Source organism: Acidiphilium sp. JA12-A1 (assembly GCF_000724705.2).
In the GTDB taxonomy this organism is placed as follows: Bacteria; Pseudomonadota; Alphaproteobacteria; order Acetobacterales; family Acetobacteraceae; genus Acidiphilium; species Acidiphilium multivorum.
Map to the genome: position 1 here is coordinate 1 of NZ_JFHO01000086.1, position 17,054 is coordinate 17,054.

At 62.4% G+C, this 17,054-nt stretch carries 13 protein-coding genes, 1 tRNA gene and 1 pseudogene; 3 read left to right on the forward strand and 12 right to left on the reverse strand.

The annotated features are described in order from the left end of the window. Both RT91_RS15385 and RT91_RS21570 read left to right on the forward strand, forming a co-directional pair. On the forward strand, positions 1 to 556 hold a 556-nt coding region (locus tag RT91_RS15385; protein WP_035187068.1), incomplete at its 5' end, for a transposase. Between the two features lie 107 nt (positions 557 to 663). Further along, positions 664 to 1,836, forward strand: a complete 1,173-nt coding sequence (locus RT91_RS21570) for a hypothetical protein (RefSeq protein ID WP_152982846.1) — start codon at positions 664 to 666, stop codon at positions 1,834 to 1,836. Positions 1,837 to 1,941: 105 nt separating this feature from the next. Here RT91_RS21570 and mobF read toward each other — a convergent pair whose 3' ends face one another. Further along, on the reverse strand, positions 1,942 to 4,830 hold the full coding sequence (gene mobF, locus RT91_RS20760) for a MobF family relaxase (RefSeq protein ID WP_082468628.1): 2,889 nt from the start codon (positions 4,828 to 4,830) through the stop codon (positions 1,942 to 1,944). 253 nt (positions 4,831 to 5,083) lie between these two features. On the opposite strand from mobF, the gene RT91_RS21575 reads away from it, so the two are divergent. Next, positions 5,084 to 5,356, forward strand: a complete 273-nt coding sequence (locus RT91_RS21575; protein WP_152982847.1) for a hypothetical protein — start codon at positions 5,084 to 5,086, stop codon at positions 5,354 to 5,356. A gap of 136 nt (positions 5,357 to 5,492) precedes the next feature. On the opposite strand, the gene RT91_RS20765 is transcribed toward RT91_RS21575, so the two are convergent. The 11 genes and pseudogenes from RT91_RS20765 to RT91_RS15440 all read right to left on the reverse strand — a co-directional run. Further along, the gene (locus RT91_RS20765; protein ID WP_082468629.1) at positions 5,493 to 6,476 is read right to left on the reverse strand and encodes a site-specific integrase; all 984 of its coding nucleotides are present in this window, start codon (positions 6,474 to 6,476) and stop codon (positions 5,493 to 5,495) included. Positions 6,477 to 6,587: 111 nt separating this feature from the next. Next, positions 6,588 to 6,673 (reverse strand) — tRNA-Leu (locus RT91_RS15395). Between the two features lie 57 nt (positions 6,674 to 6,730). Further along, positions 6,731 to 8,680 (reverse strand): squalene--hopene cyclase, encoded by a 1,950-nt coding sequence (gene shc / locus RT91_RS15400; RefSeq protein WP_007423079.1) that lies wholly within the window; start codon positions 8,678 to 8,680, stop codon positions 6,731 to 6,733. 102 nt (positions 8,681 to 8,782) lie between these two features. Then, positions 8,783 to 10,087, reverse strand: a complete 1,305-nt coding sequence (locus RT91_RS15405; protein WP_011942417.1) for an MFS transporter — start codon at positions 10,085 to 10,087, stop codon at positions 8,783 to 8,785. A gap of 90 nt (positions 10,088 to 10,177) precedes the next feature. Next, complete coding sequence (locus tag RT91_RS15410; RefSeq protein ID WP_011942416.1) at positions 10,178 to 11,689, reverse strand: malonyl-CoA decarboxylase; 1,512 nt, start codon at positions 11,687 to 11,689, stop codon at positions 10,178 to 10,180. A 76-nt stretch (positions 11,690 to 11,765) separates the two neighbouring features. Then, positions 11,766 to 12,179: an ATP synthase F1 subunit epsilon gene (gene atpC, locus RT91_RS15415; protein WP_011942415.1), complete on the reverse strand. Its 414-nt coding sequence runs from the start codon at positions 12,177 to 12,179 to the stop codon at positions 11,766 to 11,768. A gap of 4 nt (positions 12,180 to 12,183) precedes the next feature. Beyond that, positions 12,184 to 13,614 (reverse strand): F0F1 ATP synthase subunit beta, encoded by a 1,431-nt coding sequence (atpD, locus tag RT91_RS15420; RefSeq protein ID WP_007423083.1) that lies wholly within the window; start codon positions 13,612 to 13,614, stop codon positions 12,184 to 12,186. Between the two features lie 19 nt (positions 13,615 to 13,633). Further along, positions 13,634 to 14,524, reverse strand: coding sequence for a F0F1 ATP synthase subunit gamma (locus RT91_RS15425; protein ID WP_007423084.1), 891 nt, complete (start codon positions 14,522 to 14,524; stop codon positions 13,634 to 13,636). A 16-nt stretch (positions 14,525 to 14,540) separates the two neighbouring features. After that, a complete protein-coding gene (gene atpA, locus RT91_RS15430; protein WP_007423085.1) occupies positions 14,541 to 16,073 on the reverse strand; it encodes a F0F1 ATP synthase subunit alpha in 1,533 nt (510 codons plus the stop codon). 1 nt (position 16,074) lies between these two features. Beyond that, positions 16,075 to 16,668: a F0F1 ATP synthase subunit delta gene (locus tag RT91_RS15435; protein WP_007423086.1), complete on the reverse strand. Its 594-nt coding sequence runs from the start codon at positions 16,666 to 16,668 to the stop codon at positions 16,075 to 16,077. A 154-nt stretch (positions 16,669 to 16,822) separates the two neighbouring features. Beyond that, a pseudogene (locus tag RT91_RS15440) lies at positions 16,823 to 17,054 on the reverse strand (primosomal protein N'); the annotation flags it as partial.

A 17,054-nucleotide genomic window follows, 5' to 3' on the forward strand; every position in this document is an offset into this window, starting at 1 on the left:
CCCCGCTATCTGGATCTCCGATCTCTATGGCGCCCAGCGCGGTCATGCCGATGACTGGCAGATTTGCCTCGCCCACCAACTCCGGGACTGCAAATTCGCGATCGAGGCGGGTGATACGATCTTCGCACCCAGAATGAAGGCCCTGCTGCTCCGCGCCGTCGTGCTGGCGCGGCGCCATCGCACGCTCGCGGACGCTACAAGACGCGCCTGGCGGCGGCGCCTCGACCATGATCTCGACGCCGTCATGGCGCTCGCCCCGATCAACCACCACGGCAGACGATTGCGCCGACGATACGGCAAGGTTCGTGATCATCTCTTCACCTTCCTCGACCACCCGGATATCGCCGCGGACAACAACGGCTCCGAGCGCGAACTCCGGCCTACCGCGACATATCGCAAGGTCACCGGAGGGTTCCGATCCAACTGGGGCGCCGATTTCTTCGCCAACGTCCGATCCGTCGTCGGGACCGCCGCGCGGCACGGCCTTGATGCCTACACCGCTATCAAAAACGCCGTCACCGGAGCATCACTGCCCATCGCCCCCCTACCGGGTTGAGCAGATACGCAAATAGAATTGTTGACGATATACTAAAAGAAAATCGTGCTCCGAGGGCGATCATCACGCACAAGCCATGGCGTGAGGATATTGAGCAAAACGAAAAATTGTCTGATAAGCTGACGGAATGTCATGCCGAAATCGGACATTTCGGACTTGAAGATAGAGCGCATGACCGCTGGACCGGGCGTCACCTTGCTATTGTCGGTGGGCCGATATTATCGCCGGCTGGCTGGCGCACTGAATATTCGACCGCACGGCTGACGGCGATCCGTGCTGGCGCTGATGTTGAGATGTGGCCGCACTGGCCGACCGGGGATGACGCAAGCGAAAAAGACGTGTGGCTCGATGAGGGGGCGGGCTTTGATGTGAAGTGTCATGCTCCGCTACCAGCCGATCAGCATATCAGGGCTTGGGTGCTGGCTCGCTATAGAGAGACGATTGTGCAGGCCATTGGGCGCACAAGGGCGGTCAGACATAGCGGTGAACCATTAACGGTCGAAATCTGGGGCGGGCTGCCGGTCGATTTGTCAGATTTCGGGATCGATGAGATTTCTTACCATGACAACCCACGCTCTTGGACCGTAGAAGGTCACAACGAAAAAGCGAAGGCCGAAGCCGATAAACGGTTCGAAAAAGTGCTTCTCATCATACTGCAAAGTGGCAGGAAGCCAAGCCGCCCTCTAATCGAAGCAGAAATGCGCCGGTTAGGCATGAAAGTTATGTCGGCCCGCCTGATTCATGAGCGGCTTCGTGCATATTGGGAGGGTGTTCACGGTGTCACTGATCTCGATGATCACCGGCCCGCCCCGCCTGATCCCGAGCCGCCCGCCGAAGCCTGTTCACCCTCCCTAAGAGAGTCTTATATAGGGAGGGTGAACACCCCTGAGTCTGAGTCTGATCAGACAAAGCAACAGGCGGGGCGTGACAGCCATCTAGCGGTCAGCCCAGAGCCGGTCGCGGTCGAAAAACCGGCGCAGTCCGACCCCCCGCCGAGTCTGCTTCCCCCTCCCTATAGGGATATATATAGGGAGGGGGAAGCAAGCTTTGAGAATGTCGACCAGACAAAGCAACAGGCGGGGCGTGACAGCCATCTAGCGGTCAGCCCGGAGCCGGAGCGGGTCGAAAAGCCGGTCGAGGCTGAAAAGCCAGCGGGGGCCGAGGAGTTTGAAGGGGATGAAAGCCAATGGACTGATGAAAAATGGAATCTGTTTTTTGACTTTATCATACATTTAGATTCTCCATATGATAAAAATAATAAAAAAAATATCTCCTGCTAAAAATAAAAATCGGCGGAGATAAAAATATATATGATAAAATAAACCGGATAAAATTTATCAGGCTTATTTAATTTTATCCTATTATTTTTTATCGATTTTATTTTCTCAAAGCGATGGCCCCATATCTATTTCTCTGCCAAAATTCCTTTCCTTTTTTATTTTTATACGTGGCCGACCGATTACCGGCTGTGACACCGCCCCCGGCTGCTGTGTCTGCACGGGAAGCCCTGTCGCATCTGCCCCAAGAGCCTCTTTTTGCTGCCTCGTCGCCACATCCGGCTGGCGTGCCTGATCGATAAACCGTGACGCAACATGACTTGGTCGACCTACTGCTTGCTGCTGCCCCCCCGCCTGTTGCTTTGAGATGGTAGCCTCTTTCACAGGCGGCTGAATTTCATCTAATTTTTGCCCTATCACGTCGAGAGCGTTCCGTGGTTCGTCTTGTCGGCTCAGGCTTCGGCCTAGCTGTGTGATGATGTCGTCGTCACTGCGTTTATCTTCTTTTTCATGCTCGATCAGCCCGTCACGCCTGCCGACGCCCAACTCGCCATCGGCAAAATCGCGTATGGCTTCACGAGCCACGAAAATCTGTAAATCATCGCGATGCCGGGTCGAAGCGACATAAGCTGCACGCGCTGATTCTGCGGTAGGCATCCAAAGCGTTCGGCTCCATGTGCTGCCTTGGCTGGACATGTCTGTGAGGCAGAAAGCGTGCTGAATAGCCGGTGCCGATCTTTTTGGCCCTGATTTCGCCAGGTCAGCTATTGTCGTTCTGTAAACTCGGCCTTCGTCCGTGGTCAGCGTGATTTTTTGGCCTGAAACAACGACTTTTTCAAAAATGGTGCCGTTCTCGACCCGCTGACCATCTATTTCCAAAGCGCTACCGCAGATAAGTCTATCTCCCGTTGCCAGCGCCAATTTTACCAGCTTTGCACCCTTTCCGCGAGGTATAGCCGTAATAAAAACATCTGGCCCGGTCACAAGGCCCATGTCCCGCGCTGTTTCACGCAATACCGCGTTGATCCAAGTGACATCTTTATTCGTCGCTGCCAGTGCGACCGCATCACCATTTGCATCTTTATATGCCATCGCGATTTCAGCCACGGCGTTTATTTTGGTATCATCGATTTTTATTTTTCCATGACTCCTATATGCGTTCAGCATTTTATCCATGTCGCCCGCCTGCGCGGCCATTGACGCATCTCTCATCCAGTCGACCCTCTGCCGTCTGATCGTCCTGATTTCTGATGCGGGGTTGGCCTTTGCGACCAGATCAAGAGGATCACCAGCGCGCACGGCTGACATTTGCCGTGTGTCACCTACAAGTATTATTTTTGCCCCAGTCTGCCGTGTTAAATTAAAAAGTTCGGCAGCCTGATCACGATGCATTTTTCCAGCTTCGTCGATAAGAATAACACTGTTTTTATCGACCGATATTTTCCCGGACTTTAATCCGGATATTATTTTATCGACGCTATATTTTTCGCTTGATTCTAGTTCTTTTGATAAAACCCCAGCGGCACGCCATTCGGGCGACGCTAATATTAAACGCTTATTATCAGCTTCACACGCTCTTTTTATGCCTGCTGAAGCTGTGGTTTTACCGACACCAGCACCGCCCTGCGTTGCCACGATACCGCCCCCGGAAATCATATCAGCCAGAGCGCCGCGTTGTTCATCTGAAAGCCTGTCATCAGCCATAGCCGCCGCGATGGCTCTGGCACTAAAGAAATCTCTCTCGACGCTGCGCTCTCTTGTGATTCCAACGATTGCCTTTTCAGCTTCGATGATCTCTCTCGATGTCATCAGTTTTTTGCCATCGCGCTCAATCTGGATCAGATCGCCACGCTCAATCAGCAGGTCGATCATCTTAGCTTCACCGCCGCCGCTTGTGATGCCAGTGCCATGCCGGATGACCAATTCCGCAAGTTGATCACGCCGCCACCATGATTTTGATTCAGCCATTTCTTTCAGCGCACTTGTCATGGCTTTTATCTGGCCAGCGATTTCCTCATCCGCCGTCCTTTCGACGGCAGGTTTATCGAGATCAGCCCATGACGGGTCATAGCCTTTCCCGGTTACGCTGCCATCGATCATAGCCATCAGCATATCGCGGTCGCGGCCCCATCTCTCTGATTTCCAACGCTCTTCAAGCTGATCAAGTGTCTGCACGTCAGACTTCTTTTGGCGTGTCTGCAAAGCGATCGCCTGAGCCTGCTTGGCATCATCTTTCGTCTCGATCCCTCTTTCTGCTGCTGCTGCAACAATCTGCTGTCTGCGCTTTGACCATATCTCGATCAAATCATCAGGTTGGCCGACGATTTTGAAACCATGTTCAGGTGACGGTTCGACTTGCACTCCAAGCTGTTCAAGACTGTGCGCGAGGTCGCGCGTGTATATAGCGTCAAGCAACTTTCTGGCTTCAAGCAAGCGCTCATTATTCACCGCACCAACCGTGCCATCGGCGCGCTGTGCTGCGTTCATCATCACGACATGAGCATGAAGCTGCGGGTCGCCTTCACGCGTAGTGTGATGCATGAAAATAGCTGCAACCGGCGCTGCAACTGCTTCGCGCTGCTTACCGCCTTTCCCCCTCCGCGCTTCGATCATCCCGCTGTCGTTGATGATCTCTAAAGCGTGTCTGACACTGCTTTCGACAAGCTTTTCTAGCTTCGCTCTGCCTTCATCATCGCTGACCGCCCAGAGCGCGCTGAGCGCCTTCGGCGTGCTGAAAGAATAGTCTGTGGCGACCCGCGCATCACTGGCGCGCTGCCCCGGCAGGGTTCGGCCAGTCGCGGTGTCTCGATATGATGCCAGCCTTTCCAAAGCGAGAGGGTCGACTACGGCACCGTCAACAGCCTGCCAGCCTGCCGGGGACCACCACCGACCCGGTGGCTCGCTGGCCGCCTCGGCGTAATAGCCCATCTGGCGATCCGGCGACCTCGACGAGTCTAGGTAGTAAGTGACGGACGAAATGTGGCGGTAGCTTATCATGGCGGACAACAATCATAGGTGGCGGACAGTCATTATATAGTAAACAATCGCATGGCGGTCAGCCAAAATCACGGTAGGTGCGTCATGCGTGAGAAAAAAAATAGAAAAATAGGGGTAAAACAACTGATAACGTGGCCGCCCGGCATTGAGGGCAGACAAAGAAAAATGGTTTGACCGGATTTTATGATTGCCTTGCACGATCCACTGCGCGCTCATTATATAATAAAAAGACCTTAGAAATGGAGCGATTACCATGACTGAAATGACGGAATATGATATCAGCGCGGCAATGTCTTTGTTGGATGAAAAGCTGAAAAATGCGCAGCCAAAGCGACGGGGGCGCAAGGCATTGCTCGCACCGTATGCCGATCAGCTTCGACGCTATGTGGCTGCCGGATGGTCGCGCAAGGAAATCGTCGCTGAAATGAAAGCTTTGGGCATCTCGATCAGCGCTGGTACGCTCAGGAATGTGCTTGGTGAAAAGAGTGTGAAAAGGGAGAGTAAGATGGTTAAAACAATCGCCTAGTTATCAGCGTTGTCTTGATCTTGCCGACCCGTTACGTCTCCGGCAACCTCGGTGCATGTCGATACCCGACTATCAGTCACTGATGCGGCCATTATTTCGGCCATAGTTATAATCTCTCCGAACCCGAAATTATCGGTTATCCAACAGCTTCGACAAGATCATCAGCCCGCAGATGTGCATATCGCCAGAGCATCTGCGCCGTCTTATGACCAGTGATCTGAGCGATTTTTTTTTCGGGGAGCGTTGTCCGTTCGAAAAGTCTGCTAGTAGCTTCATGCCGAAGATCATGAAAAGTCAGACCTTCGATGCCTGCCTTTTTTGTGATCCGTCTCATGGTCTTTGTGATCTGCATCTCTGTCATCGCAAAGACATTGCCATCTATACGCCGTGGAAGATTTTCTAAGACAGCCATAGCTGCCGTTGATAGAGGTGCAGTTCTGTTCGTGCCGTTTTTTGTGTCTACAAGCAGCATCGTTCTGCGTGCCAGATTTACATTTTCCCACCTCAAGTCGGCAATCTCACCGCGCCGGGCGGCGGTCGCCAGAGCAAACTGGATGATTGGTCCGAAAGGCCCCGCCACCGCCATTAGTTTATCTTCCTCACCCGGCTCAAGCCGCCGTTCTCTTCCTTTCGATACTCGCGGCTTGCTTCGACCTAGTGATTGCACCGGGTTTTGTAGTCCTTCCATCCCCCAGGAATCCTTCGCGGTGCTGAAGACGCGGCTGATCTGAGCAAGGTCAAGGCGGATGGTGTTTCCTGATACTCCTTCGGCTCGCCGCTCTTTTATAAAATCGGCGAGGTCAGCAGAGCGGAGCCGTGACAGCGATATTCTCGCTATCGAATAGCGCATGAGCATCTTGATTCTGTTGCCGTCTGTGATCTGGCTGCTTGGGGCTAGATCGGGCAGCACCTCATCACGCCAGCGTGATAGCCCTTCCCCGAGGGTCGTCCGGTCGGCTTCGCTGCTGTCCCGCCATGTCCCTGTATCCATCTCTCTTTCGACTTTGCGCGCCCAAGCTTCTGCGTCGGCTTGCCGCATGAACGTCTTGCTCTTCGGCGGATAGCCCTGCCTACGGATTTTAGCCTGCCATCGGCCGTCTCTGTTCGTGATCGTCGCCATAGTCGCTGTCCCGGAAAAGCCTCAGTGTCCCGAGATTGTCCCATAAAATAAGTCACGAAGTCAAAAGATTTTGGGACAATCATATAAGTTATTGTTTTTCTTATCTATTTTTGGTGCGGATGGGGGGACTTGAACCCCCACGTCCTGTCGGACAACAGATTTTAAGTCTGCTACGTCTACCATTCCGCCACATCCGCGTGGCGAACCGTTCCTGCCACGGCGCGGGCGCGTCGGGCAAGCGCCCGGCGGGCAGGTCAGAATCCGAACTGCACCTGCCGGCTGTTGCCGCGGGCGAGGTTGCGGTAGCGCGCCATCGCCAGCAGCGGGAAGAACCGTGGATAGCCGTGGTAGCGCAGGTAGAACACCCGCGGGAAACCGACCGCGTTATAGGGCTGTTCGGTCCACGAGCCGTCGTCTTCCTGCACCGATTGCAGCCAGGCGATGCCGCGGGCGACGGCCTCGTGCTCGGCCTGGCCGGCGGCCATCAGGCCGAGCAGCGCCCAGGCGGTCTGCGAGGGCAGGCTTTCGTGATACTCGCCGGGCTTCGCGTGGGCGTAGGTCTCGCAATCCTCGCCCCAGCCGCCATCCGGCCGCTGGCGGGCGAGCAGCCATTCGACGGCGCGTACCATCATCGGATCGTCCTGCGCCACGCCGGCGGCGTTCAGCGCGCAGAGCGAAGACCAGGTGCCGTAGATGTAGTTCGTGCCCCAGCGGCCGAACCAGGAGCCGTCCTGTTCCTGCTCGCGGCGCAGATAGGCGACGCCGCGCTCGATCGCCGGGCGATCTTCCGCGTGGCCGAGCTGGGCGAGGAAGGAGATGCAGCGCGCGGTGACGTCCGCCGTCGGCGGGTCGAGCAGGGCGCCGTGATCGGCGAAGGGGATGTGGTTGAGGTAGTGGAACTCGTTGTCCGAATCGAAGGCGCCCCAGCCGCCGGAGCGGCTCTGCATGCCGAGGATCCATTGCCGGGCGCGTTCCACCGCCTCGCGATGGGCGGGATCGCCGTTGCGGTCGAGGATCATGCCGACCACGGCGGTATCGTCCACGTCGGGGTAGTGCGCGTTGTTGTACTGGAAGGCCCAGCCGCCGGGCGGGGCGTCGGGCTTGCGATAGGCCCAGTCGCCCTTCACGTCGAGGATCTGGCGGGGGATCAGCCAGTCGCAGGCGGCGGCGAGTTGGGCATCGCCGGGGCTGCCGGCCTCGGCGAGGGCGTGGGCGGCCAGCGAGGTGTCCCAGACCGGGGAGAGGCAGGGCTGCACATAGCTCGCCCCCTCGAAACGGTAGGAGGCATCGGTCACCAGCTTGCGGACCGAGGCCCAGGCCGTCGCGTAATCCGGGTGGTCGGGGCTGTAGCCGAGCGTGTGATACATCATCACCGTGTTGGCCATGGCCGGGTAGATGGCGCCCAGCCCGTCCTCGCCGTTCAGGCGCGGGGTGATGAAGTCGATCGCCGCCTGGATCGCGCGCTTGCGGCTGCGGGCGGGGAAATGCCGCTCGAGCGGGCGCAGCGCCGAATCGATCGCCTTGAACAGGTAGCCCCAGTTCGAGCGGTAGGGGCCGCGGATATAGTCGGTCACCTGATCGGGCGGGGTGACGAACAGCTCGTCGATCCGCACGTTGCGCGGGTTGCGCGCGATGGGGCGCTCGGTCAGCAGCACCAGCAGAGGTGCTATGACGGTGCGCGACCAGTAGCTGATCTTCCAGATGGTGATCGGGAACCAGTCCGGCAGCAGCATGATCTCGACCGGCATGACCGGGCAGGCCCGCCAGGGGACGGCGCCGAACAGCGCGAGCTGGATGCGGGTGAACACATTGGTGCGCGCCGCCCCGCCGCGGGCGAGGATGGCTTCGCGGGCGCGGCGCATGTGCGGGGCGTCCGGGTCGTCGCCGATCGCCTTCAGCGCGAAATAGGCCTTCACGCTGGCCGAAATGTCCATCGCCCCGTCATGGAAGAGCGGCCAGCCGCCGGGATTCTGCGGCGAATTGCCCTGGATGCCGCGCAGGAACACGCCGATGCGCGCTTCAAGCTCGGGGTCGATCCGGTCGAGGAAATGTTCGAGCAGGACGTATTCGGCGGGGATCGTCGCGTCGGCCTCGAGTTCGTAGACGTAATGGCCGTCCGCGCGCTGTTCCGCCGAAAGCCGCGCGTGGGCGCGGCTGATCGCCTGGTCGAGGGCATCGAAATCGAAGGAAATCGTATCGAACATTGCCCCCGTATATGCGATTTTGCTTCGCCGCGCCTAGTATCCTGCGGATAGGGCAGGGCCGGGATGCGGCTTGCGCCGGTCTCCCGCGCCCTGCGGAGCCGTTCAGTCGGGCAGGGTCTGGCCGCGCGTTTCGCGGCCGAAGGGGACGATCAGCAGCCCGATCGCGAAGGCGACGGCGGTGATCGCGACCGGCGTGCCCAGCGTTCCCATGCCCTTCACCGCCCCCGCGAGGATGAAGTTGACCACGGCGCCGGCGAAGCGGCCGATCGAGGTGCAGAAGGCGAAGGCGGTGGCGCGGATTTCGGTCGGATAGAGTTCCGGCAGCCAGAGGCTGAACATCGCGAAGTTGCCGCCGCCGAAACCGAGGAAGAACAGGACGGTCAGGAAGGCCGGCAGGGCATGGCCGGCGGGCAGGTAGAACGCCCAGCCGAAGGCGAGGATGATGGTGATGAACATCACCGCGAAATAGATCGAGAGCGTCGGCCGCCGTCCCCAGCGCTCGGCCATGATCGGCAGGGCGATGCAGCCGAGGATGGTGCCGATGGAAAGGATGCCGGTGCCGAAGGAGGCCATGTGGATCGCCGCCTTGATCGGCATGCCGGCGGCCTTCGCGAGGATTATGATCGCGCTCGGTTCATAGACCGCGCCGGCCCAGAGCCCGATGATGGCGACCGTGAGCAGCACCGACATCACGATGGTCTGGCGCCGGTAGGCGGGCGCGAAGATGGCGACGAGGGGATGGGTGTCGCGGCCGGCGTGGTGGCGTTCCCATTTCCCCGTCTCCTTCACGCCGAGCAGGATCAGGATCGAGATGATGACGGGGACCATGCCGCAGAGGAACATCGCCCGCCAGCCCAGGCTTGCGCCCACGGTGAAATTGAGCGCGGCGGCGGCGAAGAAGCCGAAATAATAGCCGGTCTGCAGCAGTCCGGCGCCCATCTTGCGCCGGTCCTCCGGCCACGCCTCGGCGACATAGGTGCCGGCCATCGCCCATTCGCCGCCGATGCCGATGCCGGCGATCAGGCGGAACAGGCCGAGTTCCCAGATGTTTTGCGACAATGCCGCTGCCCCGGTGAAAACCGCGTAGAGCATGATGGTGGCGGCGAGCGCGTTGCGGCGGCCGAACCGGTCGGCGATCGGGCCCCAGAGGAACGAAAAGCCCCAGCCGACCAGAAAGACGGCGAACAGGATGGAGCCGATCTCGCCGATATTTGCCGGGGTGGGCTTGATGCCGGAGCGGGGCAGCAGCTCGGTGAGCGCCGGGGCGAGAACCAGCGCGTAGATCACGCTGTCCATCCCGTCGAGCATCCAACCGAACCAGGCGCCCCAGAACCCGGCGATCTGCTGCCGGTTGAGGCTGGTTCTCGCGCGCGCGCCACCAGGCGCGGCCGTGCCGAAATCGTTCATTCCGTTCCTCCCGCGTGCCGGAATCGGAGATTCCGGCAGAGCTTTCTGTCCAGTTATTTTTTTATGGACGCATGGGAACGATTCGCCAAATCAGCTTTCGGTGGTGATGAGCCCGCGCGTGCGCCGGGCCAGCCAGGACTGGCCCGGCGGCGCCATCAGCTGGTCGACCGCGGCGGCGCGCGCCACCGTTCCGTCGCGCAGATAGGCTTCGTGCCGCGCCTCGATCGCATCGGGATCGTAGAGATAGTTCACCATCACGCCGAACGACTCGGCGATGCCACGCGGACTCGTGTTGCCGAGCCAGTTGATCCGTTCGAGACGCGCGCCATTGCCGAGATGGAAGCGGGCCACCGGGTCGGGCCGGGCCGCGGCCGGAACGCCGTTCGCGCGCCAGGCGCCGGTCAGATAGAGCGCGGCGAGGCGCAGCAGGGGGCCGCGCAACGCTGCGGCGAGCGGCGCTTCGGTCCACCATGGGCGGTCCTCGAGAATCGATTTGAGCAGATTGGCGTCGCCTTCGGCGGAGGTATCGGCCGCCGGGGCGGTGCCGAGCGCGCGGCCGATCGCCTCGCGCTCCTCGGCGGCAAGCAGCGGGGCGGAGGGCGAGTCCAGCACCGCGCGGATGGCGCGGCGCAGGCCGGGAACGGGGGACAGGGTCGAGAATTTCCGCAGGTTTGCCAGTTCGGACTGGAGTTCGGCAACGACCTGCTTGATCAGGAAATTGCCGAAGGAGATGCCGCGCAGGCCCTCCTGGCAGTTCGATATCGAATAGAAGATCGCCGTATTTGCCCGTGCTGCGGCATCCTGCTGGGCATGCTCGGCGGCATCATCGTCGGCGGCCGGGGCCAGCAGCGGGCCGATCGCCTCGGCCAGCCCCTTGACCAGCGCGACCTCGACGAAGATCAGCGGCTCGTCCGGCAGGGCGGGATGGAAGAAGGCGAAGCAGCGGCGATCGGGGGCGAGGCGGCGGCGCAGGTCGTCCCAGCCCTGGATTTCGTGCACCGCCTCGTAGGCGATGAGCTTTTCGAGAATGAAGGCCGGGGTGCGCCAGTCGATCCGGCGGAGCTCCAGGAAGCCGCGGTTGAACCAGGATGCGAAGAGGTGCCGAAGGTCGGAATCGAGCGGAGCAAGGCTCGGGCGTTTCGGCAGTTCGGCCAGCACCTCCCGGCGCATGTCGATCAGCGCGCCGGTGCCGCCGGGCGCCATGTTCATCCGGCGCAGGAGTTCCTGGCGGGGCGGCTCGGCGGCTGTGGCGAGGGCGGCGGCGGTCGCCGCGTCGGGCGATGCCAGATAGGCGCGGGCGGCGTCCTGGAGGCGGTCCGCGTCCGGCTCGAAGCCGGTGGCGAGGAATTCGCAGAACGTGATCCGCTCATGCGGCGCGAGGCCGCGCAGCGTGCCGAGCAGGGCAGCGGCGAGGGCCGCGCCGGAGGCTTCGCCACGCCCGCCCAGCAGGGCATCGGCCAGAAGCTCCGCCCGCTCGCGCGAGGGAAGATCGTCATTCGGCAGATTGACGAAGACGCGCCCGTGCTCGGCGATCGACGACCAGAGGCGTTCAAGCCAGGAGCGGTTGGGGCGATCGTGCGAAAGGGGGGACGTGGCGGACATCTCGGAACTCCTGCGGCAATCGACGCCGGATGATACCGGATTGCCGCAGGGGTTGGAACCGAGGAGCGGCGCGGACTCAGTTTCCGTGCGTGGCGAGGGCGTCGACCCGCGCCTGCGCGGTGATCAGACGGTCGGACGCATCGCGCCAGGCGATCTCGTCCGCGTCATCGGTTTCGCGCCAGGCCGCTTCGGCGGCGGCGAGTTCGTCGGCCGCCTTGAGCGGATCGATTTCGCCGAGCTTGGTGATCGCATCGGCGAGCACGGTGCAGCGCTCTTCAGTGATCTGGGCGAAGCCGCCGGAGACGAAGAAACGGTCGACCAGCTTCTCGTCCTCGTAAAGGTCGATCAGGCCGCCGCGCAGCGAGGTGATCATCTTCGAATGGCCCGGCAGGACACCGAGGTCGCCCTCGGTGCCGGGGATCACCACCATGCTGACCGGCCGGGCGAGCAGGAGCCGCTCCGGGCTGATGATTTCGAGCGCGACGGTCATGGGATCAGGCCGTCGCGTTCAGGGACTCGGCCTTCTTCACCGCGTCCTCGATGGTGCCGACCATGTAGAAGGCGGCTTCCGGCAGGTGGTCGTATTCGCCGGCGCAGATCGCCTTGAAGCTGCGCACCGTGTCTTCCACCGGCACGAAGATGCCCGGCGAGCCGGTGAACACCTCGGCGACATGGAAGGGCTGCGAGAGGAAGCGCTCGATCTTGCGGGCGCGGGCGACGGTGAGCTTGTCGTCTTCCGACAGCTCGTCCATGCCCAGGATCGCGATGATGTCCTGCAGCGACTTGTAGCTCTGCAGGATGCGCTGCACCTCGCGGGCGACGTTGTAGTGCTCCTCGCCGACGATGCGCGGGTCGAGCGCGCGGGAGGTGCTGTCCAGCGGGTCGACCGCCGGATAGATGCCCTTTTCCGCGATGGCGCGGTTCAGCGTCGTCGTCGCGTCGAGATGCGAGAAGGAGGTGGCCGGCGCCGGGTCGGTCAGGTCGTCGGCCGGGACGTAGATGGCCTGGACCGAGGTGATCGAGCCCTTCTTGGTCGAGGTGATGCGCTCCTGCAGCGCGCCCATGTCGGTCGCGAGCGTCGGCTGGTAGCCCACCGCGGAGGGGATGCGGCCGAGCAGCGCCGAGACCTCGGCGCCCGCCTGGGTGAAGCGGAAGATGTTGTCGACGAAGAACAGCACGTCCTGGCCTTCCTCGTCGCGGAAATATTCCGCCATGGTCAGGCCGGAGAGGCCGACGCGCATGCGCGCACCCGGCGGCTCGTTCATCTGGCCATAGACCAGCGCCACCTTGGAGCCTTCGGTGGTGCCCTCGCCGAGCTTGATGACGCCGGCGTCGATCATTTCGTGGTAGAGGTCGTTGCCCTCGCGGGTGCGCTCGCCGACCCCGGCGAAGACCGAGACGCCGCCGTGGCCCTTGGCGATGTTGTTGATCAGTTCCTGGATGAGCACGGTCTTGCCCACGCCGGCGCCGCCGAACAGGCCGATCTTGCCGCCCTTCAGGTAGGGGGCGAGCAGGTCGACGACCTTGATGCCGGTGACGAGGATCTCGGCCGAGGTGGCCTGCTCGTCGAAGCTCGGCGCCTGGCGGTGGATCGGCGCGGTGCGGGTGGTCGGGATCGGCCCGCGCTCGTCGATCGGCTCGCCGATCACGTTGAGGATGCGGCCAAGGGTCTCCGGGCCGACGGGAACGGCGATCGCCTCGCCGGTGTCGCGCACCTCGTCGCCGCGGGCGAGACCGTCGGTGCTGTCCATCGCGATGCAGCGGACGGTGCGCTCGCCGATTTCCTGCGCGACTTCAAGCACCAGCCGGCGGTCGCCCACCCTGGTTTCCAGCGCGTTGAGGATGTAGGGCAGCTCGCCCTCGAACTGCACGTCGACCACGGGGCCCATGATCTGCGTGATGCGGCCGGTAACGTTCTTTGCCATGTGCGTAATTCCCTAAGCCTCAGAGCGCTTCCGCGCCGGAAATGATCTCGATCAGTTCCTTGGTGATGTTCGCCTGACGGGTGCGGTTGTAGTTCAGCGTGAGACGGTTGATCATCTCGCCCGCATTGCGCGTCGCGTTGTCCATCGCGGTCATGCGCGCGCCCTGTTCGCCGGCGGCGGATTCGAGCAGCGCGCTGTAAATCTGCACCGCGAGGTTGCGCGGCAGCAGACGGTCGAGCAGCGTGCCGTCATCCGGCTCGATCTCGTAGTCGCCGGCGGGCTGGTCCGAACCGGCATTGTCGTTCGCGGCCTGGCCGGCGCTCGCCGGGATCAGCGGCGTTTCGCTCGGCACCTGCGACATCACCGAGACGAAGCGGTTGAACATCAGCGTGCAGACGTCGAACTTGCCGTCGTTGAACGCGGCGATGATCTGGTTGGCGATCGCTTCCGCGTCGGCGAACTCGATCGTCTTCTTGCCGACGAAATTCGCCTCGCCGATGATCTTCTCGCGCATGTCGCGGCGGAAGAAGTCGCGCCCCTTGCGGCCGACCGTGAACAGCCGGACCTGCTTGCCCTCGGCCTCCAGCTTGCGCGCCCGCGCCCGGGCGGCGCGGTTGATCGAGGCGTTGAACGGTCCGGCGAGGCCGCGATCGGCGCTCACGACGACGATGAGATGCGTGCGGTCCGCCCCGTTACCGACGAGCAGCGCCGGGGCGTTCGGGTTTTCCGCAGCCCCCTCGGCGAGGGCGCCCATCATCGCCGCCATCCGCGTGGCGTAGGGGCGCGCCGCCTCGGCCTGCGCCTGGGCGCGGCGCAGCTTGGCGGCGGCGACCATTTTCATCGCCTTGGTGATCTTCTGCGTCGACTTGACGCTGGCGATCCGGTTCCGGAGGGCTTTCAGGCTGGCCATCTGTGCCGACCGCCGCTTACGCGAAGCTGGAGGCGAAGGACTTGACGAAGTCGACGAGCTTCGTCTCGGTCTCCTTCTTGATTTCGCGGTCGTTGCGGATCGAGTCGAGGATTTCCGGCGAACGCGCCTTCATCTCGGAGATCAGCTGGGCCTCGAAATCGCCGATGCGGTTGACCGGCACCTCGTCGAGATAGCCGCGGGTGCCGACGAAGATCGACACCACCTGCTCCTCCACCGGCAGCGGCTTGAACTGCGGCTGCTTGAGCAGCTCGGTCAGGCGCGCGCCGCGGGCGAGCAGCTTCTGGGTCGAGGCATCGAGATCCGAGGCGAACTGCGCGAAGGCCGCCATCTCGCGATACTGCGCGAGGTCGAGCTTGATCTTGCCGGCGACCTGCTTCATCGCCTTGATCTGCGCGGCCGAGCCGACGCGCGAGACCGAGTTGCCGACGTTCACCGCCGGGCGGATGCCCTTGAAGAACAGTTCGGTCTCGAGGAAGATCTGCCCGTCGGTGATCGAGATCACGTTGGTCGGGATATAGGCCGAGATGTCGCCCGCCTGGGTCTCGATGACCGGCAGCGCGGTCAGCGAGCCGGCGCCGAACTCGTCGGACATCTTCGCGGCGCGCTCGAGCAGGCGCGAGTGCAGGTAGAACACGTCGCCCGGATAGGCCTCGCGTCCCGGCGGGCGGCGCAGCAGCAGCGACATCTGGCGATAGGCGACGGCCTGCTTCGAGAGATCGTCATAGACGATCAGCGCGTGCATCCCGTTGTCGCGGAAATACTCGCCCATCGCGCAGCCCGTGTAGGGGGCGAGGAACTGCATCGGCGCCGGCTCGGAGGCGGTGGCGGCGATGACGATGGAGTATTCCATCGCGCCGTTTTCCTCGAGCGTGCGCACGAGCTGGGCGACGGTGGAGCGCTTCTGCCCGACCGCGACGTAGATGCAGTAGAGCTTCTTGCTCTCGTCGTCCTGCGCGTTCAGCGGCTTCTGGTTGATGAAGGTGTCGACGATGATCGCGGTCTTGCCGGTCTGACGGTCGCCGATGACCAGCTCGCGCTGGCCGCGGCCGATCGGGATCAGCGCGTCGATCGACTTCACGCCGGTCTGCATCGGCTCGTGCACCGACTTGCGCGGGATGATGCCGGGCGCCTTGGTCTCGACCAGGCGGCGCTCGGTCGCCTCGATCGGGCCCTTGCCGTCGATCGGGTTGCCGAGCGCGTCGACCACGCGGCCGAGCAGGCCCTTGCCGACCGGCACGTCGACGATGCGGCGGGTGCGGGTGACGGTGTCGCCCTCGCGGATCGCCTTGTCGTCGCCGAAGACGACGACGCCGACATTGTCGTTCTCGAGGTTCAGCGCCATGCCCTGAACGCCGGCATTCGGAAACTCGACCATCTCGCCGGCCATCACGTTTGCGAGGCCGAACACGCGTGCGATGCCGTCACCGACCGACAGGACCTGGCCGGTTTCGGCGACGTCCGTCTCGGTGTCGAAGCTCGCGATCTGCTTCTTCAGAATCTCGGAGATTTCGGCGGGGCGGATCTCCATATCAGGCGGCTCCCTTCATCACATGGCGCAGGCGTTGCAGGCGCGATTTCAAACTGGTGTCGTAAAGCTTCGATCCGATCCGCACGGTCAGCCCGCCGAGCAGCGACGGGTCGACCGTTTCGCGGATGGTGACGCGCCCGTAGCCGGCCTCGGCGAGGCGGGCGGTGAGCTGGGCGCGCTGGGTGTCGGTGAGCGGGTGCGCCGAGGCGATGTCGGCCGCGACCACGCCGCGCTTCTCCGCGACATAGACGGCAAATCCCGCGACCAGCGACGGCAGGTCGGCCAGGCGGCGGTTGGCGATGGCGGTGCCGATGAAATTGCGGACGAGATCGGACACGCCCTGGCTGGCGAGCACCTGTTCCATGGCGCGCCCGGCCTCGCGCGCGTCGATCGAACGGCTGGCGATCAGGCGGCGCAGCGACGGGTCTTCCGCGAACAGCCGGCCCAGTGCCGCCATTTCGGAGACCACTTCATCGAGCTGCTTGCGTTCGTCGGCGAGTTCATAAAGCGCCCGCGCATAGCGGGCCGACAGGCCGGATGTCCGGTCCTGCTGCGGGGAGGCGGCTTGCGGCGATGCGGAAACGGCGGACGACACCAGTATGACCCTGCTTTCGATCTCAGTTCTTGCGTTTCAACCCCGGACCGGCCCGCCGCGCCCTGTCGGCCAGAGTGCGGACATGCCTTCCCGTGCGCTTTTTCAAGCGATGCGCGCCAGTAGCATACGCCCCCCGGCCGCGCAACGCATGCGCTCACAGGAATGAGATCGGATCGATGTCGATATCGATCCGCGCGGCGCGGGGCAGCCCCTCGGCGCGAGCACGGTCGAGCCAGGCGCGCAGCACGGGCTGCACCGCGATCCCGCGCGGCGCGCGCAGCAGCAGGCGGCGGCGATGCCGGCCGCGCAGCATGGCGAAGGGGGCCGGCGCCGGGCCGAGCACCTGCACGCCATCGCGCGGCTGGGTACGGGCGAGGGCGGCGGCG

What these genes read in the sequence shown, in the direction of transcription:
- atpA (WP_007423085.1), bottom strand. Translation starts at nt 16,073, where the DNA reads ATGGAGATCCGCCCCGCCGAAATCTCCGAGATTCTGAAGAAGCAGATC.
- RT91_RS20765 (WP_082468629.1), bottom strand. Translation starts at nt 6,476, where the DNA reads ATGGCGACGATCACGAACAGAGACGGCCGATGGCAGGCTAAAATCCGT.
- RT91_RS21575 (WP_152982847.1), top strand. Translation starts at nt 5,084, where the DNA reads ATGACTGAAATGACGGAATATGATATCAGCGCGGCAATGTCTTTGTTG.
- shc (WP_007423079.1), bottom strand. Translation starts at nt 8,680, where the DNA reads ATGTTCGATACGATTTCCTTCGATTTCGATGCCCTCGACCAGGCGATC.
- mobF (WP_082468628.1), bottom strand. Translation starts at nt 4,830, where the DNA reads ATGATAAGCTACCGCCACATTTCGTCCGTCACTTACTACCTAGACTCG.
- RT91_RS15425 (WP_007423084.1), bottom strand. Translation starts at nt 14,524, where the DNA reads ATGGCCAGCCTGAAAGCCCTCCGGAACCGGATCGCCAGCGTCAAGTCG.
- atpC (WP_011942415.1), bottom strand. Translation starts at nt 12,179, where the DNA reads ATGACCGTCGCGCTCGAAATCATCAGCCCGGAGCGGCTCCTGCTCGCC.
- RT91_RS15405 (WP_011942417.1), bottom strand. Translation starts at nt 10,087, where the DNA reads ATGAACGATTTCGGCACGGCCGCGCCTGGTGGCGCGCGCGCGAGAACC.
- RT91_RS15410 (WP_011942416.1), bottom strand. Translation starts at nt 11,689, where the DNA reads ATGTCCGCCACGTCCCCCCTTTCGCACGATCGCCCCAACCGCTCCTGG.
- atpD (WP_007423083.1), bottom strand. Translation starts at nt 13,614, where the DNA reads ATGGCAAAGAACGTTACCGGCCGCATCACGCAGATCATGGGCCCCGTG.